At 66.0% G+C, this 25,788-nt stretch carries 26 protein-coding genes and 2 tRNA genes; 13 read left to right on the top strand and 15 right to left on the bottom strand.

Annotated elements, in window-relative coordinates:
* Positions 1-11 precede the first annotated feature (11 nt).
* On the bottom strand, positions 12-500 hold the full coding sequence (locus tag ACZ1II_RS09970) for a hypothetical protein (RefSeq protein ID WP_465146286.1): 489 nt from the start codon (positions 498-500) through the stop codon (positions 12-14).
* Between the two features lie 149 nt (positions 501-649).
* Entirely contained in the window at positions 650-1,702 is a 1,053-nt protein-coding gene (locus ACZ1II_RS09965; RefSeq protein WP_465146285.1) for a L,D-transpeptidase family protein, read from the bottom strand.
* Positions 1,703-1,843: 141 nt separating this feature from the next.
* On the opposite strand from ACZ1II_RS09965, the gene bioF reads away from it, so the two are divergent.
* The 5 genes from bioF to ACZ1II_RS09940 are packed head-to-tail and all read left to right on the top strand — an operon-like array spanning position 1,844 to position 6,261.
* Complete coding sequence (gene bioF / locus ACZ1II_RS09960) at positions 1,844-3,007, top strand: 8-amino-7-oxononanoate synthase (RefSeq protein ID WP_465146284.1); 1,164 nt, start codon at positions 1,844-1,846, stop codon at positions 3,005-3,007.
* Positions 3,004-3,624: an alpha/beta fold hydrolase gene (locus ACZ1II_RS09955; protein WP_465146283.1), complete on the top strand. Its 621-nt coding sequence runs from the start codon at positions 3,004-3,006 to the stop codon at positions 3,622-3,624. The genes bioF and ACZ1II_RS09955 overlap by 4 nt, the downstream gene beginning before the upstream one ends.
* Positions 3,621-4,385 (top strand): methyltransferase, encoded by a 765-nt coding sequence (locus ACZ1II_RS09950; protein ID WP_465146282.1) that lies wholly within the window; start codon positions 3,621-3,623, stop codon positions 4,383-4,385. Before ACZ1II_RS09955 ends, ACZ1II_RS09950 begins: the two co-directional genes overlap by 4 nt.
* The gene (bioD, locus tag ACZ1II_RS09945) at positions 4,382-5,011 is read left to right on the top strand and encodes a dethiobiotin synthase (protein WP_465146281.1); all 630 of its coding nucleotides are present in this window, start codon (positions 4,382-4,384) and stop codon (positions 5,009-5,011) included. The genes ACZ1II_RS09950 and bioD overlap by 4 nt, the downstream gene beginning before the upstream one ends.
* Positions 5,008-6,261 (top strand): adenosylmethionine--8-amino-7-oxononanoate transaminase, encoded by a 1,254-nt coding sequence (locus ACZ1II_RS09940; protein ID WP_465146280.1) that lies wholly within the window; start codon positions 5,008-5,010, stop codon positions 6,259-6,261. The genes bioD and ACZ1II_RS09940 overlap by 4 nt, the downstream gene beginning before the upstream one ends.
* Positions 6,262-6,467: 206 nt before the next feature.
* Here ACZ1II_RS09940 and ACZ1II_RS09935 read toward each other — a convergent pair whose 3' ends face one another.
* The 3 genes from ACZ1II_RS09935 to ACZ1II_RS09925 all read right to left on the bottom strand — a co-directional run bounded on the left by ACZ1II_RS09935 (position 6,468) and on the right by ACZ1II_RS09925 (position 9,019).
* Positions 6,468-8,693 carry an O-linked N-acetylglucosamine transferase, SPINDLY family protein gene (locus ACZ1II_RS09935; RefSeq protein ID WP_465146279.1) on the bottom strand — a complete coding sequence of 742 codons (2,226 nt, stop codon included), beginning with the start codon at positions 8,691-8,693 and terminating at the stop codon, positions 6,468-6,470.
* 129 nt (positions 8,694-8,822) lie between these two features.
* A tRNA-Gly gene (locus ACZ1II_RS09930) sits at positions 8,823-8,897 on the bottom strand.
* A gap of 47 nt (positions 8,898-8,944) precedes the next feature.
* A tRNA-Gly gene (locus ACZ1II_RS09925) sits at positions 8,945-9,019 on the bottom strand.
* A gap of 267 nt (positions 9,020-9,286) precedes the next feature.
* Here ACZ1II_RS09925 and ACZ1II_RS09920 point away from each other — a divergent pair.
* Both ACZ1II_RS09920 and ACZ1II_RS09915 read left to right on the top strand, forming a co-directional pair.
* Positions 9,287-10,189 carry a tetratricopeptide repeat protein gene (locus tag ACZ1II_RS09920; RefSeq protein WP_465147273.1) on the top strand — a complete coding sequence of 301 codons (903 nt, stop codon included), beginning with the start codon at positions 9,287-9,289 and terminating at the stop codon, positions 10,187-10,189.
* A gap of 1 nt (position 10,190) precedes the next feature.
* Entirely contained in the window at positions 10,191-10,802 is a 612-nt protein-coding gene (locus ACZ1II_RS09915; protein ID WP_465146278.1) for an LON peptidase substrate-binding domain-containing protein, read from the top strand.
* A 4-nt stretch (positions 10,803-10,806) separates the two neighbouring features.
* Here the strand turns inward: ACZ1II_RS09915 and ACZ1II_RS09910 are convergent, their stop codons facing one another.
* The 8 genes from ACZ1II_RS09910 to ACZ1II_RS09875 all read right to left on the bottom strand — a co-directional run bounded on the left by ACZ1II_RS09910 (position 10,807) and on the right by ACZ1II_RS09875 (position 16,224).
* A complete protein-coding gene (locus ACZ1II_RS09910) occupies positions 10,807-11,175 on the bottom strand; it encodes a hypothetical protein (RefSeq protein ID WP_465146277.1) in 369 nt (122 codons plus the stop codon).
* A 69-nt stretch (positions 11,176-11,244) separates the two neighbouring features.
* Positions 11,245-11,880 carry a MarC family protein gene (locus ACZ1II_RS09905; protein ID WP_465146276.1) on the bottom strand — a complete coding sequence of 212 codons (636 nt, stop codon included), beginning with the start codon at positions 11,878-11,880 and terminating at the stop codon, positions 11,245-11,247.
* 24 nt (positions 11,881-11,904) lie between these two features.
* Positions 11,905-12,636, bottom strand: a complete 732-nt coding sequence (locus ACZ1II_RS09900; protein WP_465146275.1) for a hypothetical protein — start codon at positions 12,634-12,636, stop codon at positions 11,905-11,907.
* The gene (gene folD / locus ACZ1II_RS09895) at positions 12,633-13,529 is read right to left on the bottom strand and encodes a bifunctional methylenetetrahydrofolate dehydrogenase/methenyltetrahydrofolate cyclohydrolase FolD (RefSeq protein ID WP_465146274.1); all 897 of its coding nucleotides are present in this window, start codon (positions 13,527-13,529) and stop codon (positions 12,633-12,635) included. The genes ACZ1II_RS09900 and folD overlap by 4 nt, the downstream gene beginning before the upstream one ends.
* Before the next feature lies 1 nt (position 13,530).
* On the bottom strand, positions 13,531-13,815 hold the full coding sequence (locus tag ACZ1II_RS09890) for a YggT family protein (RefSeq protein WP_465146273.1): 285 nt from the start codon (positions 13,813-13,815) through the stop codon (positions 13,531-13,533).
* 187 nt (positions 13,816-14,002) lie between these two features.
* The gene (locus ACZ1II_RS09885; protein WP_465146272.1) at positions 14,003-14,554 is read right to left on the bottom strand and encodes a hypothetical protein; all 552 of its coding nucleotides are present in this window, start codon (positions 14,552-14,554) and stop codon (positions 14,003-14,005) included.
* A 47-nt stretch (positions 14,555-14,601) separates the two neighbouring features.
* Positions 14,602-15,501, bottom strand: a complete 900-nt coding sequence (gene argB, locus ACZ1II_RS09880; protein ID WP_465146271.1) for an acetylglutamate kinase — start codon at positions 15,499-15,501, stop codon at positions 14,602-14,604.
* Between the two features lie 102 nt (positions 15,502-15,603).
* Positions 15,604-16,224 carry a queuosine precursor transporter gene (locus ACZ1II_RS09875; protein WP_465146270.1) on the bottom strand — a complete coding sequence of 207 codons (621 nt, stop codon included), beginning with the start codon at positions 16,222-16,224 and terminating at the stop codon, positions 15,604-15,606.
* 160 nt (positions 16,225-16,384) lie between these two features.
* Between ACZ1II_RS09875 and ACZ1II_RS09870 the strand changes: the two genes are divergently transcribed.
* From ACZ1II_RS09870 to ACZ1II_RS09860, 3 genes are all read left to right on the top strand, one after another.
* Positions 16,385-17,710, top strand: a complete 1,326-nt coding sequence (locus ACZ1II_RS09870; RefSeq protein WP_465146269.1) for a NupC/NupG family nucleoside CNT transporter — start codon at positions 16,385-16,387, stop codon at positions 17,708-17,710.
* A gap of 158 nt (positions 17,711-17,868) precedes the next feature.
* Positions 17,869-19,287 carry a metalloprotease TldD gene (tldD, locus tag ACZ1II_RS09865; protein WP_465146268.1) on the top strand — a complete coding sequence of 473 codons (1,419 nt, stop codon included), beginning with the start codon at positions 17,869-17,871 and terminating at the stop codon, positions 19,285-19,287.
* Between the two features lie 245 nt (positions 19,288-19,532).
* Entirely contained in the window at positions 19,533-19,949 is a 417-nt protein-coding gene (locus ACZ1II_RS09860) for a hypothetical protein (protein ID WP_465146267.1), read from the top strand.
* A 61-nt stretch (positions 19,950-20,010) separates the two neighbouring features.
* Here the strand turns inward: ACZ1II_RS09860 and ACZ1II_RS09855 are convergent, their stop codons facing one another.
* Complete coding sequence (locus tag ACZ1II_RS09855) at positions 20,011-20,448, bottom strand: GNAT family acetyltransferase (RefSeq protein WP_465146266.1); 438 nt, start codon at positions 20,446-20,448, stop codon at positions 20,011-20,013.
* A 98-nt stretch (positions 20,449-20,546) separates the two neighbouring features.
* Between ACZ1II_RS09855 and ACZ1II_RS09850 the strand changes: the two genes are divergently transcribed.
* Complete coding sequence (locus ACZ1II_RS09850) at positions 20,547-21,038, top strand: methylated-DNA--[protein]-cysteine S-methyltransferase (RefSeq protein ID WP_465147272.1); 492 nt, start codon at positions 20,547-20,549, stop codon at positions 21,036-21,038.
* A 63-nt stretch (positions 21,039-21,101) separates the two neighbouring features.
* Here ACZ1II_RS09850 and guaA read toward each other — a convergent pair whose 3' ends face one another.
* Positions 21,102-22,682 carry a glutamine-hydrolyzing GMP synthase gene (gene guaA / locus ACZ1II_RS09845; RefSeq protein WP_465146265.1) on the bottom strand — a complete coding sequence of 527 codons (1,581 nt, stop codon included), beginning with the start codon at positions 22,680-22,682 and terminating at the stop codon, positions 21,102-21,104.
* Positions 22,683-22,857: 175 nt separating this feature from the next.
* Between guaA and ACZ1II_RS09840 the strand changes: the two genes are divergently transcribed.
* Together ACZ1II_RS09840 and gyrB are read left to right on the top strand one after the other, a co-directional pair.
* Entirely contained in the window at positions 22,858-22,983 is a 126-nt protein-coding gene (locus tag ACZ1II_RS09840) for a hypothetical protein (RefSeq protein WP_334181740.1), read from the top strand.
* 234 nt (positions 22,984-23,217) lie between these two features.
* Complete coding sequence (gyrB, locus tag ACZ1II_RS09835; RefSeq protein ID WP_465146264.1) at positions 23,218-25,767, top strand: DNA topoisomerase (ATP-hydrolyzing) subunit B; 2,550 nt, start codon at positions 23,218-23,220, stop codon at positions 25,765-25,767.
* Positions 25,768-25,788 lie beyond the last annotated feature (21 nt).

The following is a 25,788-nucleotide window of genomic DNA, read 5'->3' as shown; positions in this document are numbered from 1 at the left end:
GACTTTCACCATCAGAAGCGGGCCTGGAGACCGGCGGCCAGATAGTGGTCGCCGAAGTTCCCCTTCACGTCGATCCGGGGCAGCAGCGGCATCGACACGGTGCCGTAAGCCCGCACGTCGTCACCGATCAGGCGCGCACCGATGCCGAAGCCCAGCGCGGTCGGCAGGCGGTACATCGCCTCGACTTTGCCGAAGATCTTGGTTCCCGAATTGTCGCACTTGCCGTCCGAAACGCGGTCGCCGCTGGACTTGCTGAAGCACTGCGAGTCCTGGTTGACGTAGCCCGGATGGTCGCGGTGGTGGAAGAACACGCCCGCGCCCGGCGTGATGCTGAAGCCGCCGTCCGAGATCACCGGCACGCCCACCGCCAGTTCGCCGCCCCAGTCCCCTTCCGCGCGCGCCACATTGGCCTCGGCCGTCACTTGCGCCGCAGCTGGTACGGCGAAGAGAGCAGCCGGAACGGCGGCGATCGCAAGGGCAAGAGTGGGGCGGAATTTCATGGCAGGTCCTTGATGTATGAAAGCGGATTTTGCCCTGAAAGGCCTAGGATTCCCGTGGGGTAGAGCGCAAGCCGGGCGGATTCGGTCCATCCCGGCCCAGGCTCTGTCCACCCCGCCAGCGTTAGTGCCGCGTTTACCAGACCGGCGGTTCAGGCCTGAAACACGACTTTCGTCCCCGCCGAGACCATTTGCGCCAGCCGCGCCGCATCCCAGTTGGTCAGGCGCACGCAGCCGTGACTCTCGGTCTTGCCGATATTCTGCGGCTCGGGCGTGCCGTGGATGCCGTAGTGTGCCTTGGAAAGATCGAGCCAGACCACGCCGACCGGACCGTTCGGCCCCGGCGGCAGGAGCTTGTCCTTCGCGTTCTTCTTCGCATCCCAGAACAGGTCGGGGTTGAAGTGATAGTCCGGATTGCGCGCCTCGCCGACGATCTTCCAGGTGCCGAGCGGCAGCGGATCGTGCCCGCTGCCGGTGGTGACGGGGAACTGCGCGATCAGCTTGTTCCCCGCGTCGTAGGCCCTGAGCGCGCCGTCCGACTTGTCGACAACAATATGGTCCGCCTTGGGCTGCTCGGACTGAACGCCAAGGCTTTGCAGCGTCTTCGCCCAGCCGGTCTTGTCATCGGCAAGCTGCACGAGCGGCGCATCGGCAATGTCCGGCACGCGTATCTCACGCCCGGCGCCGAGCACCGTCCCCGATCCGTTGAGCGCCAGCAGGACGTCCGGCGTGGTATGGAAGCGCTCTGCCAGCGCCTCGGACAAACGGCGATAGCCGAGATGGTCGAACTTCGCCTGCCCGGCCATGTCCTTGGGCAAGTCGGGCACGAAAGGTCCCCGCGCGAAAACGGCGGGGATGACGACACGGCGTGTGCCCGGATCGTTACCCAGCGCCTGCTGCGTCGCCGGATCGAGCCTGCCACTCACCGGCAACCCGCGCGCCTCCTGAAAGCCGCGCAAGGCCAGTTCGTAGGAAGCGCTCTCGCGCCCGTCGATTACGCCCGACGAAAACCCCCGCCGATCCAGCGCGACTTGCGCCCGCAGCACCGGATTGTCGGCCTGCCCGGAAGTCCCCTGCTTCGAGGCTGATACGAAAGCAAAGGGATCGGCAGACTTCGCAGGCGCATCTCCGCTCCCGGAATTTTCACCGGAATGACAGGCGGACAGCAGCAATAGGGCGGCAAGAGAGAGCGGCAGGGATCGCATCAGACGGGCATCCTTCGGTTTTTCCTTTGCCGTTCCAACGCGCGAGGAAGGCGGCGGCTTCACGTCCCGCCGCGAAATCGATGCCCCTCCCGGCCAGCCAAGCATTGTGCCGGACGCCCGCTTGCCATACCGGCAGGGGCGATGAGCAGGCTCGATTCCTTCTTCGCAGCGGCGCTCGACCGGATCGACCGCGCCGGACAACGCCGCACCTTGCGCCCCGCCGCACTCGAAAAGGGTGGCCGCGTCCACCGCGACGGGCACGAACTGATAGATTTCTCCAGCAACGACTATCTCGGCCTCGCCCGCCACCCGCTGCTGATCGAGCGCGCCCGCGCCTGGACGGAAGCCCACGGCACCGGCTCCGGCGCCTCGCGACTGGTGACGGGAACCAGCGCCACCCATCTCGCGATCGAGGCCCGCATCGCCCGGTTCAAGCATGCCGAAGCCGCGCTGGTCTTCGCCAGCGGCTGGCAGGCCAATGCCGCGGTGATCCCCGCCCTGCTCGCCGCCGTACCCGGTTCAGCAGTCTTCACCGACCGGCTGATCCATGCCTCGATGCACGCGGGCCTCGCGATCTCGGGCACCCGCCAGCACCGCTTCCGCCATAACGACCTCGATCATCTGGAGGAACTGCTGGCGAGCAAGGGCGCCGAAGCCTCCGCCCGCCTGATCCTCACCGAGAGCGTGTTCTCGATGGACGGCGACCGCGCCGACATTGCCCGCCTGGCCGAGATCGCCGCCCGCCACGACGCATTCCTGTTCGTGGACGAAGCCCATGCCACCGGCGTGCTCGGCCCCGGCGGCGCGGGCCTCTCGGCGGAAGTGCCCGGCGGGATCGACCTCGTCATGGGCACCTTCAGCAAGGCGCTCGGCGGTTTCGGCGCCTATGTCGCCGGGTCACAAGTGATGATCGACTACCTCGTCAACGCGGCGAGCGGCTTCATCTTCACCACCGCCCCGCCGCCTGCCGTGCTGGGCGCCATCGACGCCGCGCTCGACCTCGTGCCGGGCATGGATGCCGAGCGCGCCCATCTTGCCGCGCTGGGTCAGCAGCTGCGCTCCGGCCTCGCCGCGCTCGGCATCGATCACGGCGCATCGAGCACGCAGATCGTCCCCGCCGTGATCGGCGCGGAGGTCGCCGCGCTCGACCTCTCCCGCAAGCTGGAAGAGCGCGGACTGCTCGCTTCCGCGATCCGCCCGCCCACGGTGCCGCCCGGCACCAGCCGCCTGCGCCTGGCGCTGCGCGCGACCCATGCGCCAAGCGATATCGATGCCCTGCTGAACGCGATCGAGGCCTGCCGGTGAAGCTGCTTTTCGCCCATGGCTGGGGCTTCGACCACACGTTCTGGACACCGCTGGCCGATCTCCTGGCCGAACTGCCGCTGGAGATCGACGATCGCGGCTACTTCGGCACACCCAAGGCCGTCGCGGTGGACGGTCCCTGCCTTGCCGTGGCTCATTCCTTCGGAACCATGCGCGTTCTGACCGACCCACCCGAAGGTCTCGTCGGCGTGCTCGCGATCAACGGTTTCGAGCGCTTCTCGGCATCCGCAGACTATCCCGGCGTACCGCTCCGCGTGCTGGACCGTATGTTGCGGCGCTTCGGCGAAGACCCGCGCGCCGTGCTTGCGGATTTCCACCGCCAATGTGGCGCAGAAGCAGCGTTCGGCGAAATCGACGCCGCCCTGCTGCACGGCGACCTCGTGCGCCTGCGCGATGAGGAGGCCACCCTGCCCGCCGTCCCCATCATCTCGCTTCAAGGCGCGCGCGACCCGCTTCTGCCCGAAGCGATGCGCGCACATGTCTTCCGGAACGCCGCCGTGCGCCGGATCGAATGCGAGACCGGAGGGCACCTCCTCCCGCTCGAAGTGCCGGAATTCTGCGCGCAAGCCGTGCGCGACATGATCGAGACGCTGGCATGAACGCCCCCCGCGAGCGCGTCAGCCGCGCCTTTGCCGCCGCGCCCGACTACGACGGCCATGCCCGCATCCAGCGTGAGGTCGCACAAACACTCGCCGCCCGGATCGCCGCGCTCGACCTGCCTCCAAACCCGCGCGTGCTGGAGATCGGCTGCGGCACCGGTTTTCTCACGCAGGCGCTGGCCGGGCTGGATGGCGACTGGCTCGTCACCGATCTTGCGCCCGAAATGCTGGAGCGCTGTCGCAGCCGCCTGGGCGAAAGCGCCCGGCACCGCTTTGCCGTGCTCGATGGCGAATATGGCGCACCGGACGGCGCACCGTTCGACCTGATCTGCTCCAGCCTCGCCGTGCAATGGTTCGACGATACCCCGGCCGCCCTCGCCCGCATGGCAGGCTGGCTGGCACCGGGCGGGCACCTCATGGTGACGACACTCGGCCCCGGCAGCTTCGCCGAATGGCGCGCCGCGCATGAAGCGGAGGGGCTGGAACCCGGCACGCCCCACTTCGCGGACATCGCCGCCTTCGGCGACCTCGTCCACGCGGTCGAGCACCCCGTCGAGCATCACGCCGATCCGCTGGCCTTCCTCCACGCCCTCAAGGCCATCGGCGCGCAGACCGCCGAAGCCGGACACCGCCCCCTTTCCCCCGGCCAGCTTCGCCGCGTCATGGCACGTTTCGCCCAAAGCGGATGCCCCCAAAACGGATGCAAAGTGACTTACGAAGTCGTGACCTGCCACCTACACCGAGAATCGAGCCTTTCATGAGACCGCTTATCGTCACCGGAACCGATACCGAGATCGGCAAGACCGTCTTCGCCGCCGCGCTCGCGGGCGCCCTCGGCTCACATTACTGGAAGCCGGTCCAGGCAGGCCTCGAAGAAGACGGCGGCGACGGCGACCGCGTGGCGCGCCTCTCCGGCCTGCCTGCCAGCCATATTCTGCCCGAAGCCTATCGCCTCGCCACCCCCTGCTCGCCGCACCTCGCCGCCGAGATCGACGGGGTGGAAATCGATCCCGAGCGCCTCGCCTTGCCGCAAGTGGACGGTCCGCTGGTGGTCGAAGGCGCAGGCGGCGTCATGGTCCCGCTCACCCGGACCACGACTTATGCCGACCAGTTCGCGCGGTGGAACGCCCCGGTCGTGCTGGTGGCGCGCACGATGCTCGGCACGATCAACCATTCGCTGCTCTCCATCGAGGCCCTGCGCGCGCGCGGCGTCGAAGTGCTGGGCGTGGCCTTCGTCGGCGATCCGATGGAAGACAGCGAGGCGACGATCTGCGCCATGGCCAATGTCCGCCGCCTCGGCCGCCTGCCCCGCCTCGCCTCGCTGACCCCGGAGAACCTCGCCAAGGCCTTCGCCGAAAACTTCCATATCGGAGATTTCACGCAATGACGTCATCGGTCTGGCACCCCTTCACCCAGCACGGCCTGCAAGAGCCGGTCCCGCTGGTCACCCATGCCGAGGGCGCGCTGCTCCACACGGCTGACGGCAAGGCAGTGGTGGACGCGGTGTCCTCGTGGTGGGTGACGACCCACGGCCACTCCCATCCGCGCATCAAGGCCGCCATCGCGGAGCAGGCGCAGAAGCTCGACCAGATCATCTTCGCCGGATGGACCCACGAACCCGCCGAGCAAGTCGCAGCAGGCCTGCGCGCGATCATGCCGGAAAGCCTGACGCGGGTGTTCTTCTCCGATTCGGGTTCGACCAGCGTGGAAGTCGCGCTGAAGATGGCGCTCGGCTACTGGCACTGGCGCGGCGAGAACCGCCACCGCATCGTCGTGATGGAAAACTCCTACCACGGCGACACCATCGGCGCGATGTCGGTGGGCGAGCGCGGCGTGTTCAACCAGCCCTACGAACCGCTGCTGTTCGACGTGGGCCGCATTCCCTTCCCCGCCGCCGGGGCCGAGCAGGCAACGCTGGACGCACTCGAAGCGATCTGCCGCCAGCCGGACACCGCCGCGCTGATCGTCGAGCCGCTGATCCTCGGCGCCGGCGGCATGCTGGTCTATTCGCCCGAGACGCTCGCCGCGATGCAGGCGATCTGCGCCCGCCACGGCGTGCTCTTCATCGCCGACGAAGTGATGACCGCCTGGGGCCGCACCGGCACCCTCCTCGCCTGCGAACAGGCAAGCGTGGTCCCGGACATCCTCTGCCTCTCCAAGGGCCTGACCGGCGGTGCCGTCCCGCTCGCTGTCACGATGGCCAGCGAAGCGATCTTCGAGGCGCACTACTCCACCGACCGCGCGCGGATGTTCTTCCACTCCTCCAGCTACACCGCGAACCCGATCGCCTGCGCCGCCGCCGCCGCCAACCTGGCTATCTGGCGCGAGGAACCGGTGCTGGAACGCATCGCCGCGCTGGCCGGGAAACAGGCGACGTGGATCGAGAAGCTCGGCCAGTTCTGCCACTTCGACAATCCCCGCACGATCGGCACCATCGCCGCGCTCGACCTCAGGACCTCAGGCACCAGCGGCTACATGAGCGACCTCGCCCCGCGCCTGATGGCGTTCTTCCGCGAGCGGGACGTGCTGTTGCGGCCGCTGGGGAACACCGTCTACGTCATGCCGCCTTACTGCATTTCCGATAATCAGCTTGGGCAGGTTTGGGAGGCTGTCGGGGAAGCGGTGATTTCGTTTTAAGAACGATTTTAAGATGAAGGATGAAGAGCAGGGGTCAAAACCCCTGCACCCCATTACTGTCGAGGTCAGGTACGACCTATCCGTCTTGCGCCCATGGCAGCGTCGGGAGGCATATTGGCTGCGCCGCAAGGAGCGCACTACGCATAGGGCGCGCGCGACGTCGACATTCCGAGGGTCTGGGGGATCATCCCCCAGGACTTCTCCCTTTATTCGATTTCAAAATGATCCGGCGAAAGCCCAGCCAACCGCCGCCGCTGCATCTCCGTAAACGCCGCCTCAACCCGCCGCGTATAATCGGCAGTACGGAACAGCGGCGAAGTCAGCCGATTGGCTGCGAGACGTTCGCGAAGATCGCGCAGCCCGCGAGGATCATGAGCCAGGGCAAGTGCCGTCGCTTCGTAAGCGGCCCGGTCGGGCACTGCCAGTTCCGGCATCCCCGCCGCGTGGACGAGGCTTCCCGCCACCCGTGCGGCGAACTGGCGCCCCGGCATCGTCAGCACCGGCAGTCCGGCCCAGAGCGCATCGCTGGCGGTCGTATGGGCGTTCACAGCGAAAGTATCGAGGAACAGATCCGCCAGTGCCAGGCGCCCCAGGTGTTCCCCGTGCGGAATGCCGGGAGAGAACACCAGCCGCGCCGGATCGACGCCGCGCGCTGTCGCTTCGCGCCGCAGGTTTTCCTCCGCCCAGCGGTTCGAGCGCAGGAGCCAGAGTGTGCTGCCCTCGACCCGATTTAGCAGCCGCATCCAGATGTCGAACGCCTCGGGGGCGATCTTGTAGGTGTGGTTGAAGCAGCAGAACACGAAACCGCGTTCGGGCAGGCCCCAGCCCTTGCGGCCGCGCGTGTCGGGTATGATCGCGCGCTGGTCGTCGTTGGCTTGGTAGCAATGGGGCAGTCGGACGATCTTTTCGGTGAACCAGCGCTCGCCGCCCGGTGGCAGGGCGGCGGCGTCGGCGATGAAGTAGTCCATGCAGGCGTGGCCGATGGTGCCGGGGTAGCCCATGTAGCTCACCTGCACGGGCGTGAGCCTTCGCCCGAACATCGCGGTGCGGGTGCCGCGTGTGTAGCCCTTGAGATCGACGGCGATGTCTAGGCCGTCCGCTCTGGCCTGAGCGGCGGCTTCGGCGTCGGTCAGGTGGCCGATTTCGGTGAAGGCATCGGCATGGCTGCGCAGCGCCCTTCGCGAGGCGTCGCCGTCGCAGCGCGGGCCGTAGCTGTAGAAGCGGATGTCGAAGCGGGTCCGGTCGTGTTCGCGGAACAGGCCGCTCATCAGGTACATCGTCGCGTGGTCGTGGAAGTCGGCGGAAAAGTAGCCGATGCGGATGCGTCCATCGGCGGATGGTGCGGGATCGGGCAGGGTTTGTGGCGGCGGGCCGAACTTCACCGCCGCGCAGGCCAGCGAGCGGCGATACTGGTGCGCCGGGTCGTCCACGAACGGCAGTGCCGCGAAGGGCTGGACGGCAGCGGCGGCGGGTCCCTCCGTCAGCGCGAACTCGGCGCGGTGGCTCCAGTCGCAGATATGCGCTTCCTCGAATAGCGCCTGTAGCAATGCCGAGCGGTCCTCCGGATCGAGCACAGAAGCCCTGCGGAAGGCGGCAATAGCCTCGGGCAGATCGCCCTTGAGCACGAGCGCTTTACCGCGATTGACAATCGCCTGCGTATTGCCCTGATCGGCCTCCAGCGCCTGTGCATAGGCGGCGAGCGCATCGTCCAGCCGATCCAGCAGCAGGAGTTCGCCGCCCAGATTGTTCCAGGCGAGCGCATGGTCCGGCTTCAAGGCCAGAGCACGGCGATAGGCGGCAACCGCCTCCAGCCGCGCACCGCGCTTCGCCAGCAGGTTGCCGAGGTTGTAATGCGCCTCGGTGTAGCCGGGATCGAGGGCAACGGTCTGCGCAAAGCCCTCTTCCGCCTCCGCATGGCGCTCCTGAACGTCGAGCAGGTTGGCGAGATTGAACCGCGCGTCGGCATAGCCGGGGTGGCGGGCGATCACCTCGCAATAAATCTCCTCGGCTTCGGAGAATCGATTCTGGCGGCGCAGCGCGATGGCCAGATTGTTGCGGCAGGCCGCGGCACCGGGATCGACCTCGGCGGCGCGGCGGAAGGCGGCTTCGGCGGCGGGAAACGCGCTCAGCGCGAGGAACGCGGCGCCTTGCAGGTTGTGGACGGTGAAGCTCTGTGGGAACTCGGCGGCCAGTTTCTCGCCTTCGCGTGCGGCATCGGCCATGCGGCCGGAGCGGTAGGCGGCAATCATCGCCTCCAACTGCGCCGGGGTGGGATCGGCCTTCGCGCCGTCGAGTGTCTCCAGCGCCGCGCGCACCCGAAGGTTGCGGGGGAAGCGGGTCAATGCCTCATGATAGAGCGCCCGCGCCGCAGCGGCCTCACCGCGCCGGGTTGCGCCCCTCGCCTTTAGCAGCAGCGCTTCCAACCCGCTCACGTTCCCTCCAAGGCATACAAGGGCCGGAGTAGGCGAACGAGGTTCACGCCGCGTCTACGCGCGAATCAGGGTATCCGCTTAGTGCGCATATCAGGCTGTGAGGATGTCTGGATTTCCACGGAAGGAAACTGGAGCGGGCGAAGGGATTCGAACCCTCGACCCCAACCTTGGCAAGGTTGTGCTCTACCCCTGAGCTACGCCCGCTCTGGCGTTTCGGAAACTTCCGGCGAACCGGGAGTCCCTATGTGAACTGGAGCGGGCGAAGGGATTCGAACCCTCGACCCCAACCTTGGCAAGGTTGTGCTCTACCCCTGAGCTACGCCCGCTCTGACGTTCGAGACCTGCTGGAGTAACCGGCAGGTCCGGGGTGGAGGCGCGCCACTAGCAGTGACCTTTGGGGGCTGCAAGAGGAAAATCGAAAGAATTTTCAAAATCCCGGAATATCGGGATTTTCCGGGTAAGCGGCGCCATGCGGGCCGCATCGCCTCTCTCGGCGGAACCGGACCCGAAACGACAACCACCCTTCACAAATCCGTCCCGAAAGCCGATCTAGGGTGCCATTCGTTTTTACAGGAGCACGTATCTTGGCCAGCATGGGTCTCAACCTCGACGAACAGAAGGCGGTCGACCGGTTCCGCAAGACGGTGGCCGAACCGTCGATGACGCAGCTGGTGATCCTCGATTTCTGGGCCGAATGGTGCGGCCCCTGCAAGGCGCTGACGCCGGTGCTGGAAAAGGTCGCCGCGGACTATGCCGATAAGGGCGTGATCCTCGCCAAGGTCAATGTCGATGAAGAGCAGTTCATCGCCTCGCAGTTCCAGGTGCGCTCGATCCCCACGGTCTATGCGATCTTCCAGGGCCAGCCGGTAGCGGACCTGACCAGTGCCCGCACCGAATCGCAGTTGAAGCAGATGCTGGACCAGCTGCTGTCGCAGCTTCCGGTGCAGCCGGGCGGCGCCGAACCGCAGCAGGACCTCGCCCCGCTGATCGCCATGGGCGAGGAAGCCCTGTCCGAAGGCGACGGCGAGCGTGCCGCCGCGATCTTCATGCAGATCCTCGAACTGGCGCCGGAGAACGCCGAAGTCATTGCCGGCTTCGTGCGCGCACTGGTGCTGGCCGGACGCATCGAGGAAGCCGAGCAGGTGCTCGACAGCCTCGAACCGGCCCTCGCCGCCGATCCGCTGGTCGAGCGCGCCCGTTCGGCGCTGACGCTCGCCAAGGACAAGCCGGAGGACAGCGAACTCGCCGCCCTGCGCGCCGCCGCTGCCGAGCGGCCCGCCGATATGGAAGCCCAGCTCGCTTTCGCCAATGCCGCTTTCGCCGCCGGTGAGCGCGACGCCGCCGCTGACACGCTGCTGCGCATGGTTGCCGCCGACCGCGAATGGAACGAAGGCGCCGCGCGCGCCAAGCTGCTCCAGATCTTCGAGGCGACCGGGCTGGAAGATCCGTGGGTCTCGGCGACCCGCCGCAAGCTCTCCACTGTCCTGTTCGGCTGACGTGGCGCGAATCACCATCTTCCCGCTTCCGGGCGCGGTGCTCTATCCGGGGCTGCAATTGCCGCTCCACATCTTCGAGCCCCGCTACCGGGCGATGGTGAGCGACGCCCTAGCCCGCGACCGGCGCATCGGCATGATCCAGCCGCAGCGTCCGGTCGAGGGCGCGCCGCTGTTCACGATCGGCTGCCTCGGGCGGATCGGGGATGTCGAGGCGCTGGAGGACGGGCGCTTCAATATCGTGCTGACCGGCGAATCGCGGTTCCGCATAACCCGCGAACTAGACGTGACGACGCCGTTCCGGCAGGTCGACGCCGAACTCCTGCCCGAGCGCGAAGATGAAGTGCTCGCCCCGATCGAGCGCGCCAGCTTCGAACGCGAGGCCAAGCGATTCGCCGATGCCCAGGGCTATGCGGTGGACTGGGATCAGGTCGGACGGCTAGACGACATGGCGCTGATCAACGGCGTCTCGCAGATCGCGCCGTTCGACGCCGCCGCCAAGCAGGCCCTGCTCGAAGCCGAGAGCCTGCCCGCGCGCTGCGAACTGCTGGTGCAGCTGATGCAGTTCTTCGGTCGCCATTCGGATGACGACGACGACGGCGTGACTCTGCAATAAGGCTTCAACGTCCCGTGCCGGGCGCTCCGGCAAGGCTGTCGAGCGCGCGGGCCCGCATGTCGAGTTCGCGCGCTTCCGAGGCGGAAAGACCGTCGCTGCTATAGCGCGCCGCCATCGTGCGGATCATGCGCCCTTCCTTGCGCAGGGCCTTGGCGTCCCGTTTGGACAATCTTCCGGACTTGCGCCCTTCGCGAATGGTGCGCTCGGGCTGGCGCAGGTCCAGCCGGTAACGCGCATCATCCGCTTCGCTGTGGGCACGCCAGTCGGGCAGGCCGTTATCGCCGGGAGGCGGCGGCCCGACGATCCCGGCGTTCGCGGCAGTTGCGGCGAGGAGCAAGGCTCCGGCGGAACAGACAGACAGCAAGCGGAGCATCGCACCCTCCTCTGCGGCAGAGAAAGGTGAGACTGCCCCAAACCGCTGAACGCGGGATGAATTTCGCCGCTATTGCAGCAGGACCGTCTTCACCCCGTCAATCACGTATTGCGCGGCCAGCGCCGCCAGCAGCACGCCGAGAAGGCGCGTGATGACAGCCTCGACCTTGTCGCCCAGCACCCGCATCAGCGGCCCGGCAGCGGCGAGCGCAGCGAAGCTCAGTAGCATCACGGCAACCATGGCGGCGAGAATCGCCATGGTCTGTTCGGCGCCGTGCGCGCGCGAGGTGAGCAGCATGATCGTCGCGATCGAGCCGGGTCCGGCCAGCATCGGCATCGCCATCGGGAAGACCGAGACATCGTCGATCTCCGGCGTCTCGGCATGGTGGGCGATGATCTTCTCGGCCCGTTCCTCGCGGCGCTGGGTGCGCTTTTCAAAGACCATGTCGATGGCGATCATGAACAGCATGATGCCGCCCGCGATGCGGAAAGCATTGAGTTCGATATGGAGCGCGCCCAGCAGCCGCGCGCCGAACAGCGCGAAGACCACGAGGATAGCGGTCGCGATCATGCAGGCGCGTGCCGCCATCGAGATCGCCTGCGAGCGGGTCGCGTCGGCGGAAAGGCCCGCATAGATCGGTGCGCAGCCCGGCGGGTCGATCACCACGAACAGCGTGACGAAGGCGCTGAGGAAGATTTCATACATGCGAGTTTTTGCCCCTTGGCCCCGTTATTGCGCCTTGGGCGCGGCTACGTCGCTGCGCAGCACTTCGGTCATCGTCCCGTTCTTCAGCAACGAGACCGACAGCGAACGCGAATGGTCCGCGTTGACGTGATAGCTCCAGCGCAAGGTGCCGTCCTTCGAACGCCCCTTGCCGTCCATGCCCGGCGCCGCATCCGGCACTTTGCCCTCGACGATCAGCGCATCCGTATCCGGCCTGTCTCCGGGGCGGGCACAGTCGGCGACCGAGGCCGAGAGCATGTCCGAATTCGGCAGCGCCTGCGTCAGGCTGTCGCCTTGGTCGAGCACCCAGCGATAGTCGCCCTTCTTGCGCTTCTGCCAGATCGTCGTGAAATAGCCGACCGAACCGTCCGGCTGCTGCCAGCCGCCCTTGGTGACGCCCATGGTGCCGTCGCAGCTCATCCAGACTTGCGAGGCCTGCCACTGCACGGGCGCCGCCGGTTCCTTGCGTCCGCTGAGCCACTGCTTCGCCCGCACCGGCTCGGGCACGAACATCACCGCGTCATCGTCGGCAAATTCGTCGAAGGCCTTCCACTGCCCCTTCTCGCGCGCCGCCCGCGCAAAGGCGATCTCGGCGGCGACCAGCGCGCTGGGATTGGCGGTGCCCACACCGGGCGCATAGTCCGGCCTGCGCCGGGCATCGGCCGGGGCGGCGGTGATCGCCAACAGGGCGACCCCGCCCGCCGTGGCCGTCAGCACCCGGCACAGCGCCCGGTTCAAAGCGCAGTCTCGTCCAGCGCGAGACCGGCATTGCGGTGCGCCGCGACCACGGTGTTGCGCAGCAGCACGGCAATGGTCATCGGCCCGACCCCGCCCGGAACCGGCGTGATCGCGCCCGCCACAGCGGCAGCCGAAGCGAAATCGACATCGCCCACCAGCTTGGTCTTGCCTTCCTCGGCAGCCGGGACGCGGTTGATGCCCACGTCGATCACGGTCGCGCCGGGCTTCAGCCAGTCGCCCTTGACCATCTCCGGACGGCCCACCGCAGCCACCACGATGTCGGCGCGGCGCACGACTTCGGGCAGATCCCTGGTACGGCTGTGCGCGACGGTGACGGTGCAGCTTTCGGCTATCAGCAGCTGCGCCATCGGCTTGCCGACGATGTTCGAACGACCGATCACCACGGCGTCGAGGCCCGAAAGCGAACCCAGCCGATCCTTGAGCAACATCACGCAGCCCAGCGGCGTGCAGGGCACGAAGCCCGGCAACCCGGTGGCGAGACGCCCGACATTGACGACATGGAAGCCGTCCACGTCCTTGTCGGGATTGATCGTGGCAATGACCTTCTGCTCGTTCATGTGCGAAGGCAGCGGCAGCTGGACGAGGATACCGTCCACCGCCGGATCGGCGTTGAGCTGCTCGACCACGGCCAGCAGGTCCGCTTCCGAAGTGTCGGCGGGCAGCTTGTGCTCGAAACTCTCCATGCCTGCGGCCACGGTCTGCTTGCCCTTGTTGCGGACATAGACCTGGCTGGCCGGGTCCTCGCCCACGAGCACGACCGCGAGGCCGGCCTTTCGACCGGCCTTCGCCTCGAAATCGGCGGCGACGGCGGCGATGCGGGTGCGCAGGCCTTCGGCGAAGGCCTTTCCGTCGATGATGTTCGCTGCGGTCATGTCAGGCATAGGCCATCGGCTGGAGGATCATGATGATCACGTTGAGGCTGATGATCAGCACCATCGGCGAGAAGTCGATTCCGCCGGTATTGGGCATGATCCGCCGGATCGGGCCGAGAATCGGGTCGAGCAGCGCATTGAGCGCGCGCCACACCGCCTCCACGAAGCGGTTATGCAGGTTCACCACGTTGAAGGAGATCAGCAGGCTGAGCACGAACTGGACGAGCACGAGCGTGGTCAGGATCTGGACGAGGTAGATAAGGGCGTTGATCACACCGCCGAGCATGGGCGTGGGGCCTTTCTGAGGAATGAAGCCTGCGCCTGATAGCCGAGGCGGGGCCGGTCGAGCAAGCGCGGGAACGGCTCCGGACGGTTCCGGCAATGCTCGGTTACAGAACCGCCGGGGGAGAGGGCCGCCGGAGGAGAGGGCCGGTGTCGCAACGAAAATGCCCGAACGGGCATTTTCCAAACAATCAACGCGTAACGGTAGACATCCGCTCGATGCGCCAGTTGAGCTGCTGTTCACTGGCTCCGGGTACGTCGTTGACGCGGCGCAGGACGATGCTGCCCCGGCGTGCGGGCCGGCCGTCGGCAAAGTCGAGAACGACCGGCGCCTCGTAGTAGATCGAACCCGCGGCAGTGCTGGTATCGCCCCGGCCCAGCGCGATCCGGGGACCGGCATCGCCGCCGAATTCCTCGGCCAGACGGCTGGGCGTCATCTGCGCGTCGAGCGTCCAGGCCTTGGCGGCATCGTCCCAGTCGCCGATGCGCAGGGCATTGATGTAGTAACGCAGCACCCGCTCAGGATCGCGGCGCTCGCCGAGCGCGGTCTGGTCGAGCTGGGCTGCAAGACCGCTGGCTGCAGCTTCGGAAGCATCCGCGACCGGCCCTTCGGAAGCGGCGACGGCCTCGCTGGCCGCTTCCGTCGCTTCGCTGCTGGCTTCGGCAGCCGGCTTCTGATTGCACGCGGCAAGCAGGAGAGCGATGGCCGAAACGGCGCTGGCGATGACGACGGTATTACGCATGGGGCTTGAAACGCCTTTCAGCCGGATAGTTCCTCTTGCAGATCGGCTCAGCCCGCCCGGATCAGCGTGCCTGCACCTTCCTGCGTGAATATTTCCAGCAACATGGCATGGGAAACCCGCCCGTCAAGCACGACGGCGGCTTCGCAGCCCGCCTCGACCGCATGGATGCAGGTTTCGAGCTTGGGGATCATGCCGCCCGAGATCGTGCCGTCCTGCTGGAGCTTGACGATGTCGGCAGGCGTCAGGTCGGTCAGCAGTTCGCCCTGCTTGTCGAGCACGCCGCGCACGTCGGTGAGCAGGAACAGGCGCGAGGCCCCCAGCGCCGCGGCGACGGCACCGGCCATCGTGTCGGCATTGATATTGTAGGTCTGGCCGTCCTCGCCCGGCGCGATCGGGGCGATGACCGGGATCATGCCCGCCGCCGAGATCGTCTCGATCACGCCGATGTCGATCTTCGCAGGCTCGCCCACGAAGCCGAGATCGACCACGCGTTCGATATTGCTGTCCGGGTCCTTCGAGGTGCGCTGCACCTTGCTCGCGGTGACGAGGCCGCCGTCCTTGCCGGAAATCCCCATGGCCTTGCCGCCAGCTTCGGCGATCCAGCCGACGATTTCCTTGTTGATGACGCCAGAAAGCACCATTTCGGCGACTTTCGCGGTTTCCTTGTCGGTGACGCGAAGGCCATCGACGAAGCGCGATTCGACGCCCATGGTCTTGAGCATCGCACCGATCTGCGGGCCGCCGCCGTGCACGACCACGGGGTTGATGCCCACGGCCTTCAGCAGAACCACGTCTTCGGCGAAATCTCGCGCCAGTTCGGGATCGCCCATGGCATGGCCGCCGTACTTCACGACGAACGTGCGACCGGCATAACGCTGCAAGTAGGGCAGCGCATCGACGAGCGTCTCGGCTTTCGAGAGCATGGCGGGATCGTGCGGAATCGGCATGGGGCGCTATTAGACCCCTCGGTCAGGATTTAAACCCCAATTCCGGGGAAAAACGACCGATTGTTTCGCTGCCTGATCCCACGGACTGATCCCGCGAGCCGATCACTCTCCGTCCAGCTTACGGCCAAGCTTCACGAAGAGCCAGATGAACGGCGGCACCATGATCGTCGAGAGCACCAGCTTGGCGATGATCTGTCCGCCCATGATGTCCCAGATCGGCAGCACGCCCGCGAAGGAGATCGTGATGAAGATCAGCGTATCCACGACTTGCGACAGCAGGCTGGCGATCCAGGCGCGCAGCATCAGCATCCGCCCTTCGCTTCCGGCGGAAAGCCGCGCGAACACCGTGACGTTGAGCGTCTGCGACACGCCGTAGGACACGAGACCCGCAAACTGCATGCGCGCGCCCTGGCCGAGCAGGCGGGCATAAGCGTCCTGATCGTCCCAGAACGGAGCAGGCGGCACCACGTGGATCACCAGCGTCAGCAGGCACATCGAGACGATCAGCGGGATGAAGCCGAAGCGCACGAGGCGGTTGGCAACCGTCGTCCCATGCAGTTCCGCCACTGCGCTCGACAGCACGACAAGCAGCAGAAACGCGAAGATTCCCGACTCGACTGCGAGGTCGCCCAGCACCGGCCACTGGCCGAGCGAGGCGATCTTGATGCCCAGCACGCCCGCCAGAACAACCAGTCCGCCATAGAGCGTGGAGAAGACGAACATGGAGCGGGGAATGAGAATCGCGCGTGACTGCGCGCTTGCCGGGGCTTGCGGTTCCATGACGATGCTCTAACGGGCTTGGAACAATTGCACTAGCCGTCACGAATGCGCCCCTCTAGGTTTGCGCACAGATTCAGCACGTATTTTCGGAGAAATGGGCACGATGCACGTCGCCTACAGCCTGCTCGGCATCGTTCTCATCATGGTCGCCGCCTTTCTGCTCTCCACCGATCGCCGGGCGATCCGCCTGCGCGTGGTCGGTGCGGCCTTTGCCCTTCAGGCGGGTCTTGCCGCGCTCGTGCTCTACGTTCCACTGGGCAAGGACCTGCTCGGCGGCGCGGCCTCGGGCGTGGAAAGCCTGCTCGGCTATGCCCATGCGGGCGTAGACTTTCTGTTCGGCCCGCTCGCCAGCCCCGAGATCGGTGGCCACAGCTTCGCCATCTCCGCGCTGCCGGTGATCATCTTCTTCGCCTCGCTGATCTCGATCCTCTACTATCTCAAGATCATGCCGCTTGTGGTCCGCTGGATCGGCGGCGGGCTGGAGAAGCTGACCGGGATCAGCAAAGTCGAAAGCCTCTGCGCCGCCTCGAACATCTTCGTCGGCCAGAGCGAGGCACCCTTGGTGATCCGCCCCTATCTCGCCGCGCTCAATCCCTCGCAGCTGTTCTGCGTGATGAGCGTGGGCCTGGCGGGCGTGGCAGGCACGATCCTGGCCGCCTATGCCTCGATGGGCATCCGCATCGACTACCTCGTCGCCGCCGCCTTCATGTCGGCACCGGGCGGCATCTTCATGGCGAAGATGATCATGCCCGATCCGCGTCCGGTCACGGGTGACGAACCTGAAGTCCACGAAGGCACCCTGCCCCCGGCAGGCGCCGCCGCCGCCGCGCTCAACCGCGCCGACGTGACCCACCTGCCCGGCGTCCACATCGACGAACCCGAAGCCGTCGAGCACGAAGAGGAAAAGCCCGCCAACATCATCATGGCCGCCTCGCAGGGCGCCCAGACCGGCGTGAAGCTGGCGGTCGCGGTCGGCGCGATGGTGCTGGCTTTCGTGGCGCTGATCGCGCTGGCCAACGGCCTGGTCGGCTGGATCGGCAGCCTGTTCGGCTTTGCCGGCGTGACCTTCCAGGGCCTGCTCGGCTATATCTTCGCCCCGGTCTTCTACCTGCTCGCCACGCCCGACTGGCACGAAGCGATGCAGGCGGGCAGCCTGTTCGGCAGCAAGATCGTGCTCAACGAATTCGTCGCCTTCATCGACCTCGGCCAGATGACCGCGCTGTCCCCGCGCACCGTCGCCGTCGTCACCTTTGCGCTCTGCGGCTTTGCCAACTTCTCGTCGATCGCGATCCAGATGGCGGTGACCGGCAGCCTCGCGCCGAACCAGCGCCCGATCATCGCCCGTCTCGGCGTCCGCGCACTCTGTGCGGGCAGCCTGTCGAACCTTATGAGCGCCGCGCTGGCAGGCCTGTTCCTCGGCCTCGCCTAAAGCGAAACTTTCGAAAACAAACCTCGTCGCCCCCGCGAAGGCGGGGGCCCGCTTCCTTCGCACCACGCCGCAAGAACAAGCGGAATCCCCGCCTTCGCGGGGATGACGGGTTTGGCATAGCTTGAAGAACAGCCCCCGCGCGGCCTATATCGGGGGGCATGACCATGACCGATCCGCGCTCGCTCCTCTACCGCCAGCTTTCGCCCGAGGACGCCCAGGCGCTCGCCGCCGAGACCTTGCGCAATTGCGAGGACGGCGAACTCTACATGCAGTTCATGGCCACCGAGGCCTTCGGCTTCGATGATGGCCGCCTGAAAACCGCCGACTACTCGCGCGACGCCGGTTTCGGCCTGCGCGGCGTCACCGGCGAGATGACCGGCTTCGCCCACGCCAACGAGATTTCCCCCGCCGCCATCCGCCGCGCGGGCGAGACCCTGCAACTGCTCGATCCCGCCGGTGCCGTCCGCGCCCCGGCTCCGCAGAAGAGCAATCGCCACCTCTACACCCACGTCTCCCCGCTCGACCTCGTGCCCTTCGAGGAGAAGGTGAAGCTACTGGAGACGATCGATGCCGCCGCCCGCGCCCGCGATCCGCGCGTCTCGCAAGTCAGCGCCAGCCTGACCGGCCAGTGGTCGGTGATCGAGATCGTGCGCCCGGACGGCTTCATCGCCACCGACGTACGCCCACTCGTGCGGCTCAGCGTCTCGATCGTCGCCGAAAGCAACGGTCGCCGCGAGACCGGCTCGTTCGGCATGGGCGGCCGCCATCTCTACGATTCGCTGTTCGACCCGGCCAACTGGAACCGCGCGATCGACACCGCGCTGAACCAAGCGCTCGTCAATCTCGAAAGCGTGGATGCTCCGGCGGGCGAGATGACCGTGCTGCTCGCCCCCGGCTGGCCCGGCGTGATCCTGCACGAGGCCGTCGGCCACGGGCTTGAGGGCGATTTCAACCGCAAGGGCACGTCCGCCTTCTCGGGCCGCATCGGCGAGCGCGTCGCCGCGCCTGGTGTCACTATCGTCGATGACGGCTCGATCGCCGACCGCCGCGGCTCGCTCTCGATCGACGATGAGGGCACGCCGACGCAGGAAACCGTGTTGATCGAGGACGGCATCCTCAAGGGCTACATGCAGGACCGCATGAACGCGCGGCTGATGGGCGTGCAGTCGACCGGCAACGGCCGCCGCGAAAACTACGCCCATGCCCCGCAGGTCCGCATGACCAATACCTTCATGAAGGCAGGCAACGACGATCCGGCGGAACTGCTCTCGCGCATGAAGAACGGCATCTTCGTGAAGTCGATGGGCGGCGGCCAGGTCGACATCGTCTCGGGCAAGTTCGTGTTCTCGTGCAACGAGGCCTACAAGGTCGAGAACGGCAAGATCGGCGCCCCGATCAAGGGCGCAACGCTGATCGGCGACGGCCCCTCCGTGCTGACCCGCGTGACCGGCATCGGCAACGACCTGGAACTCGATCGCGGCGTCGGCGTCTGCGGCAAGGGCGGCCAGAGCGTGCCCGCCGGCGTCGGCCAGCCCACACTGCTGATCGAGGGCATCACGGTCGGCGGCACGGCATAATTTTTGTCGGGTACGCTCGTCACATCCGTGACGAGCTTGCGGCACCGGCCCACACCTCCACCCGACCTCCCATCAGAATACACTAGTGGGAGGTCGGGTGGAGGTGTGGGCCGGTGCTGCACAAAACGGGCGGATGCCCGTTTTGCCGACCACGAGGTCGACAAAAACCCAAAATAATTTCAGCGCAGGTTCAGACGAACCGTGCCATACCGTCGATCTAGGGTTGGGAAAGTGAGGTAAAGACCATGTCACTGAAGCATGTCGTCGGCGCCACGCTGATCGCGGCCAGCCTGCTCGCCGCGCCCACCGTGTACGCCAAACAGAAACTGACCGGCGAGCAGCAACTCGCCAAGATCCTCAATGGCCGCGTGGCCGGCAAGCCGGTGACCTGCATCCCGCTCAACCAGGCGCAAAGCACGCAGATTATCGACAAGACGGCGATCGTCTACAAGGTGGGCAGCACCTATTACGTGAACCGGCCGACCAACGCCGATACGCTGGATTCGGACGATATCTTGGTCACCAAGCTCTATTCGAGCCAGCTCTGCCGTCTCGATACCATTCAGCTTCGCGACCGGACGATGCCCAGCATGTGGAACGGCTTCGTGGGCTTGCAGGACTTCGTGCCTTATACGAAGCCCAAGACAACGGCTTCGAGATAAAACGGACGTTATAGTCCCAGGAAAGCGGTCGGGGTGCGAACCACGGCCGCTTTACCCTGCGTCACCGATCGTCGAGCCGTCTCCCCAGCGTGAACACGTCCTGCACTTCGTAGCCCAGCGCAGCGTAGAACCCCAGTGCCCCGGCGTTTTCGCCGCGCACCATCAGTTGCGCCTTCGGGCATCCCCGCGCCGCCAGCCATCGCTCGGCGCTCTCCATCAGCAGCCGCGCAATTCCCTGACGGCGGCGAGCTTCCGCCACGGCGAGGTAATAGACCCAGCCGCGATGCCCGTCGAAACCGGCCATCACCGTGCCCACCGGATCGCCGCCATCGCGGGCGATGAGCACCGCACTCGTTGGCGTGACAAGCGCCAGATCGAAGTCCGCGACCGGATCGTTCCACGACCGCGTCAGCCCCGCATCGCGCCAGAGCGCGATGACGGCATCCCGATGCTCGGCCAAAGCCTCCACTATTTCCAATTCGGTCCCCTTCCCCTCCATCCATCCTCGAAGCCTTGCGGAAATCAAGGAATTCCTTGCAGCGCTTCGCCCGCGGTGTACCTGCCATGGCCAAGCCGAACACAAGCAAGGACACCCGCATGGCCCTCGCCCGCAGCAAGATGCCCTCACCGGTGGGCGAACTGACCCTGATCGCCAGCGAGGTCGGTCTCGTTGCCGTGCTCTGGGAAAACGACGATCCCGCGCGCGTACGCCTCGGCGAAGTGCAGGACGATGCCGACCATCCGGTTCTCGCTCGCACCGCCGCGCAACTGGCCGAATACTTCGCCGGAGAGCGCCGCGTATTCGACCTCCCGCTCGACTTTCGCGGCACCGATTTCCAGAAAAGCGTCTGGGCGCAACTTCTGGAAATCCCCTTCGGCGAGACCCGCAGCTACGGCGAGATCGCCCGAAACCTCGGCACCCCCACTGCCAGCCGTGCTGTCGGTGCCGCGAACGGCCGTAACCCGATCTCGATCATCGCCCCCTGCCACCGCGTGGTCGGCGCCAGCGGCTCCCTCACCGGATTTGCCGGAGGACTGGAGACCAAGGCCTTCCTACTGCAACTGGAAGGCCCGAAACTCCTGCTCTGAAACGGAAAGAGCCGGTCTCCTCAAGGGACACCGGCTCTTCACGAATTTAGGATGCGATGGAGATCATTCCCACTCGATCGTGCCCGGCGGCTTCGAGGTGTAGTCGTAGACCACGCGGTTGATGCCCTTGACCTCGTTGATGATGCGGGTTGCCACGCGCGACAGGAAGCCGGCGTCGAAGGGATAGATGTCGGCGGTCATGCCGTCGGTCGAGGTCACTGCACGCAGCGCGCAGACGCTGTCGTAAGTGCGGCCGTCGCCCATCACGCCTACGGTCTTCACCGGCAGCAGCACCGCGAAGGCCTGCCAGATCGCGTCATAGAGGCCAGCGTTGCGGATTTCCTCGAGGTAGATCGCGTCGGCCTTGCGCAGGATATCGCAGCGCTCGCGCGTCACTTCGCCGGGGATGCGGATCGCCAGGCCCGGTCCGGGGAACGGGTGGCGGCCCACGAAGATCTCGGGCAGACCCAGTTCGCGGCCCAGCACGCGGACTTCGTCCTTGAACAGTTCGCGCAGCGGCTCGACGAGCTGCATGTTCATGCGCTCGGGCAGGCCGCCGACGTTGTGGTGGCTCTTGATCGTCACAGAAGGACCGCCGGTGAACGAGACCGATTCGATCACGTCCGGATAGAGCGTGCCCTGCGCCAGGAACTGCGCGCCGCCGATCTTCTTCGCTTCGTCTTCGAAGACGTCGATGAAGGTCTTGCCGATGAACTTGCGCTTGGCTTCGGGGTCGGTGACGCCTTCAAGACCCTTGAGGAACAGCGTTGAGGCATCGACGTGGACCAGCGGGATGTTGTAGTGGCCGCGGAACAGGCTGACGACCTGCTCGGCCTCGCCCATGCGCAGCACGCCGCCGTCGACGAAGACGCAGGTCAGCTGATCGCCGATCGCTTCGTGGATCAGCAGCGCCGCAACCGCCGAATCGACGCCGCCCGAAAGGCCGCAGATCACGCGCTTGTCGCCGACCTGCGCGCGGATTTCCTCGATCTTGGTCTTGCGGAACTCGGCCATGGTCCAATCGCCGGCAAGGCCGCAGACGTGACGGACGAAGTTCTTGAGCAGCTTGCCGCCGTCGGGCGTGTGCACGACTTCGGGGTGGAACTGCATCGCGTAGATGCGCTTCTCGTCGTTGGCGATCACCGCGAAAGGTGCGCCAGCGCTCGATGCCACCGGGCGGAAGCCGGGGGCGAGGCTGGTCACCTTGTCGCCGTGGCTCATCCACACCTGATGACTTTCGCCCTTGGCCCAGAGCCCGTCGAACAGCGCGCAATCGTCGCCGATCTCGATGAAGGCGCGGCCGAATTCACCCGAATCACCGGACAGCACTTCACCGCCGAGCTGGTGCATCAGCGACTGCTGGCCGTAGCAGATGCCGAGCAGCGGCAGCCCGCTTTCGAGGATTTCCGCCGGAATGCGCGGGCCGTTTTCGTCGAGCACCGAGGCGGGCGATCCGGACAGGATCACGCCGGCCGGGTTCATGCGGGCGAAGGCTTCTTTCGCGGCATTGAACGGGGCGATTTCGGAATAGACGCCGGCTTCGCGCACACGACGCGCAATAAGCTGCGTTACCTGACTGCCGAAATCGACAATCAGGATGGAATCGGACGTCTGCGTAGTCTGGTCAGGAGTCGGATTAGTCATGGCCGGCCACTATAGCGGGTTCGTGCAGGTGTCCAGTATCGCGCGCCCGATTTCAGGCGCTTCCAAGAAACGCCACATTGATTGCATTACTTGCAAGCAAGATTGTTGCTTTTGACGTTGCGAAAATTGCAAAGAGGCCTATCTCGCACTCGCAGCATGAGCGACGAGAAGAGCCATGCATGCGATAAAAAGAAAACAAGATGTTTGCAGGAGCATTTCAATGACCATCGTCGAAAAGACGTTCGGTTTTGCCGCAGCGCTGGGTGTGAGCGCTCTGGCATTTGCCGTCACCCTCATCTGAGGGTCGGCAATTCCGACTAGACAGAAGGGCGGCCCAAGTGGCCGCCTTTTTTGCGTCTGGGGCAACCGTCTTTCCCGCTTTGCCGTCAGACCGCCGTGCAGTGGGCGCAACCGGCCGCTCTCCGGCAACCGCCCGGCGACACCCCGTACAACTCCACCTCAGACTCTGTGGAAAAGCCCCGCCCCGGACCCGGTTTTGCTTGGGTTTATAGCCGCCAAACCCTATATGCTCGGCATGGCAAGCACCGAAGACAGCACGCCCGGCACCGGGCCCGACAACGGCAAGAACCAGAACAGCTACGGCGCGGACTCGATCAAGGTCCTCAAGGGCCTCGACGCGGTTCGCAAGCGCCCCGGCATGTACATCGGCGACACTGACGACGGTTCGGGCCTGCACCACATGGTCTTCGAAGTCTCCGACAACGCCATCGACGAGGCACTGGCAGGTCACTGCGACCTCGTGCTGATCGAACTCAACGCCGACGGCTCGGTCTCGGTGGAAGACAATGGCCGCGGCATTCCCACCGGCATCCATGCCGAGGAAGGCGTCTCCGCCGCCGAAGTCATCATGACCCAGCTCCACGCCGGCGGTAAGTTCGAGAACACCTCGGACGACAATGCCTACAAAGTCTCGGGCGGCCTCCACGGCGTGGGCGTCTCGGTGGTCAACGCCCTGTCCGAATGGCTGGAACTCACGATCTGGCGCGAGGGCAAGGAACACTGGATGAAGTTCGCCCACGGCGATGCCGTGGCCCCGCTGGAAGTGCGCGGCGCAGCCCCGAAAGTCAGCGAGAACCCGGACGACAACGGCTTCAAGAAGGGCACCCGCGTGACCTTCCTGGCCTCGACCGAGACGTTCAAGAACGTCACCGAGTTCGACTTCGACAAGCTGGAACACCGCTACCGCGAACTCGCGTTCCTCAACTCCGGCGTGCGCATCAAGCTGCGCGACAAGCGCCACGAGGAAGCCGTCGAACACGACCTCTATTACGAAGGCGGCATCGGCGCCTTCGTGAAGTACCTCGACCGCAACAAGCAGGCGCTCATGCCCGAACCGATCGCGATCGGCGCGGACAAGGACGGCATCGGCATGGAAGTCGCTCTGGAATGGAACGATTCCTATTATGAGAACGTGCTCTGCTTCACCAACAACATCCCGCAGCGTGACGGCGGCACCCACCTCGCCGCCTTCCGCGCGGCGCTGACCCGCACGCTCAACGGCTATGCCGAGCGTTCGGGCCTGCTCAAGAAGGAAAAGGTCTCGCTCTCGGGCGAGGACATGCGCGAAGGGCTGACCGCCATCGTCTCGGTCAAGCTGCCCGATCCCAAGTTCTCCTCGCAGACCAAGGACAAGCTGGTCTCCTCGGAAGTGCGCCAGCCGCTCGAAGCGCTGATGGCGGACAAGATGAGCGAATGGCTGGAGGAAAACCCCGGCCACGCCAAGACCATCATCCAGAAGGTGGTCGACGCCGCCGCCGCGCGCGAAGCCGCCAAGCGCGCCCGCGAACTGACCCGCCGCAAGGGCGCGATGGACATCGCCTCGCTGCCCGGCAAGCTGGCCGACTGCCAGGAACGCGATCCCAGCAAGTGCGAACTGTTCCTGGTCGAGGGTGACTCCGCAGGCGGTTCCGCCAAGCAGGGCCGCGACCGCAAGATCCAGGCGATCCTGCCGCTCAAGGGCAAGATCCTCAACGTCGAGCGCGCGCGGTTCGACCGCATCATTTCCTCGAAGGAAGTCGGCACGCTGATCCAGGCCATGGGCACGGGTATCCGCGACGATTTCAACCTGGAAAAGCTGCGCTACCACAAGATCGTCATCATGACCGACGCCGACGTCGACGGCGCGCATATCCGCACCCTGCTGCTGACGTTCTTCCACCGCCAGATGCCGGACATCATCCGTGCCGGGCACCTCTTCATCGCCCAGCCGCCGCTCTACAAGGTCGCCAAGGGCCGCAGCGAAGTCTACCTGAAGGACAATGCCGCGCTCGACCGCTATCTGGTCGAGGCCGGTCTTGCCGGCCGGGTGCTCGAAACCACCGGCGGCGCCCGCATGGGCAGCGATCTCGAAGCGCTGGTCGAACATGCGATCCGCATGCGCAACATCATGGCCTTCGTGCCGCGTCGCTTCGATCCGGTCATCATCGAGGCACTGGCGATCGCCGGTGCGCTCGCCGCCGACCTCTCGCCCGCCGACCGCGCGGCAGCGCTGAACCGCGCCGCCGAGTGGCTGGATCGCGGCGATCCGGAAGCCAAGTGGACCGCACGCCTGACCGAAGCGGGCAATCTCGAAGTCGAGCGCCTGTGGCGCGGCGTCACCGATCACCACAAGATCGAGGCCGGGTTCGTCGCCAGCGCCGAAGCCCGCAAGCTCGCCCGCCTCGCATCCGAGAACACCGACGTCTACTCCGGCGCCGCCCGCCTCGTGCGCGCGGGAACCGAGACGGTCGAAGTCGAAGCCGCCGAGAGTGACGAGGATGCGCCTGCAACCCGCCCGATGGCCGGTAGCGACACGATCAGCCGCCCATCGCAGCTGCTCGACGCCGTGCTCGCCACGGGCCGCAAGGGCCTGTCGATCCAGCGCTACAAGGGTCTGGGCGAAATGAATGCCGACCAGCTCTGGGAAACCACGCTGGACCCGGAAAACCGCGCACTGCTGCAAGTGAAAGTCGAGGACGCCGACGTCACCGACGAAATCTTCACCCGCCTGATGGGCGATGTGGTCGAACCGCGCCGCGACTTCATCCAGGAAAATGCGCTGAACGTCGCCAACCTCGACGTCTGATGGCCTTCAGGAAAACGGTTT

This window comes from Novosphingobium sp. BL-S-20, assembly GCF_055521635.1.
Note: the sequence above shows the minus strand (reverse complement) of the source record. Positions and strands in the feature narration are given on the sequence as shown.

Coding starts and splice junctions, on each gene's coding strand:
- ACZ1II_RS09970 (WP_465146286.1), bottom strand. CDS start 500: ATGAAATTCCGCCCCACTCTTGCCCTTGCGATCGCCGCCGTTCCGGCT.
- ACZ1II_RS09965 (WP_465146285.1), bottom strand. CDS start 1,702: ATGCGATCCCTGCCGCTCTCTCTTGCCGCCCTATTGCTGCTGTCCGCC.
- bioF (WP_465146284.1), top strand. CDS start 1,844: ATGAGCAGGCTCGATTCCTTCTTCGCAGCGGCGCTCGACCGGATCGAC.
- ACZ1II_RS09950 (WP_465146282.1), top strand. CDS start 3,621: ATGAACGCCCCCCGCGAGCGCGTCAGCCGCGCCTTTGCCGCCGCGCCC.
- bioD (WP_465146281.1), top strand. CDS start 4,382: ATGAGACCGCTTATCGTCACCGGAACCGATACCGAGATCGGCAAGACC.
- ACZ1II_RS09940 (WP_465146280.1), top strand. CDS start 5,008: ATGACGTCATCGGTCTGGCACCCCTTCACCCAGCACGGCCTGCAAGAG.
- ACZ1II_RS09920 (WP_465147273.1), top strand. CDS start 9,287: ATGGGTCTCAACCTCGACGAACAGAAGGCGGTCGACCGGTTCCGCAAG.
- ACZ1II_RS09910 (WP_465146277.1), bottom strand. CDS start 11,175: ATGCTCCGCTTGCTGTCTGTCTGTTCCGCCGGAGCCTTGCTCCTCGCC.
- ACZ1II_RS09905 (WP_465146276.1), bottom strand. CDS start 11,880: ATGTATGAAATCTTCCTCAGCGCCTTCGTCACGCTGTTCGTGGTGATC.
- folD (WP_465146274.1), bottom strand. CDS start 13,529: ATGACCGCAGCGAACATCATCGACGGAAAGGCCTTCGCCGAAGGCCTG.
- ACZ1II_RS09890 (WP_465146273.1), bottom strand. CDS start 13,815: ATGCTCGGCGGTGTGATCAACGCCCTTATCTACCTCGTCCAGATCCTG.
- ACZ1II_RS09885 (WP_465146272.1), bottom strand. CDS start 14,554: ATGCGTAATACCGTCGTCATCGCCAGCGCCGTTTCGGCCATCGCTCTC.
- argB (WP_465146271.1), bottom strand. CDS start 15,501: ATGCCGATTCCGCACGATCCCGCCATGCTCTCGAAAGCCGAGACGCTC.
- ACZ1II_RS09875 (WP_465146270.1), bottom strand. CDS start 16,224: ATGTTCGTCTTCTCCACGCTCTATGGCGGACTGGTTGTTCTGGCGGGC.
- ACZ1II_RS09870 (WP_465146269.1), top strand. CDS start 16,385: ATGCACGTCGCCTACAGCCTGCTCGGCATCGTTCTCATCATGGTCGCC.
- tldD (WP_465146268.1), top strand. CDS start 17,869: ATGACCATGACCGATCCGCGCTCGCTCCTCTACCGCCAGCTTTCGCCC.
- ACZ1II_RS09860 (WP_465146267.1), top strand. CDS start 19,533: ATGTCACTGAAGCATGTCGTCGGCGCCACGCTGATCGCGGCCAGCCTG.
- ACZ1II_RS09855 (WP_465146266.1), bottom strand. CDS start 20,448: ATGGAGGGGAAGGGGACCGAATTGGAAATAGTGGAGGCTTTGGCCGAG.
- ACZ1II_RS09850 (WP_465147272.1), top strand. CDS start 20,547: ATGGCCCTCGCCCGCAGCAAGATGCCCTCACCGGTGGGCGAACTGACC.
- guaA (WP_465146265.1), bottom strand. CDS start 22,682: ATGACTAATCCGACTCCTGACCAGACTACGCAGACGTCCGATTCCATC.
- ACZ1II_RS09840 (WP_334181740.1), top strand. CDS start 22,858: ATGCATGCGATAAAAAGAAAACAAGATGTTTGCAGGAGCATTTCAATG.
- gyrB (WP_465146264.1), top strand. CDS start 23,218: ATGGCAAGCACCGAAGACAGCACGCCCGGCACCGGGCCCGACAACGGC.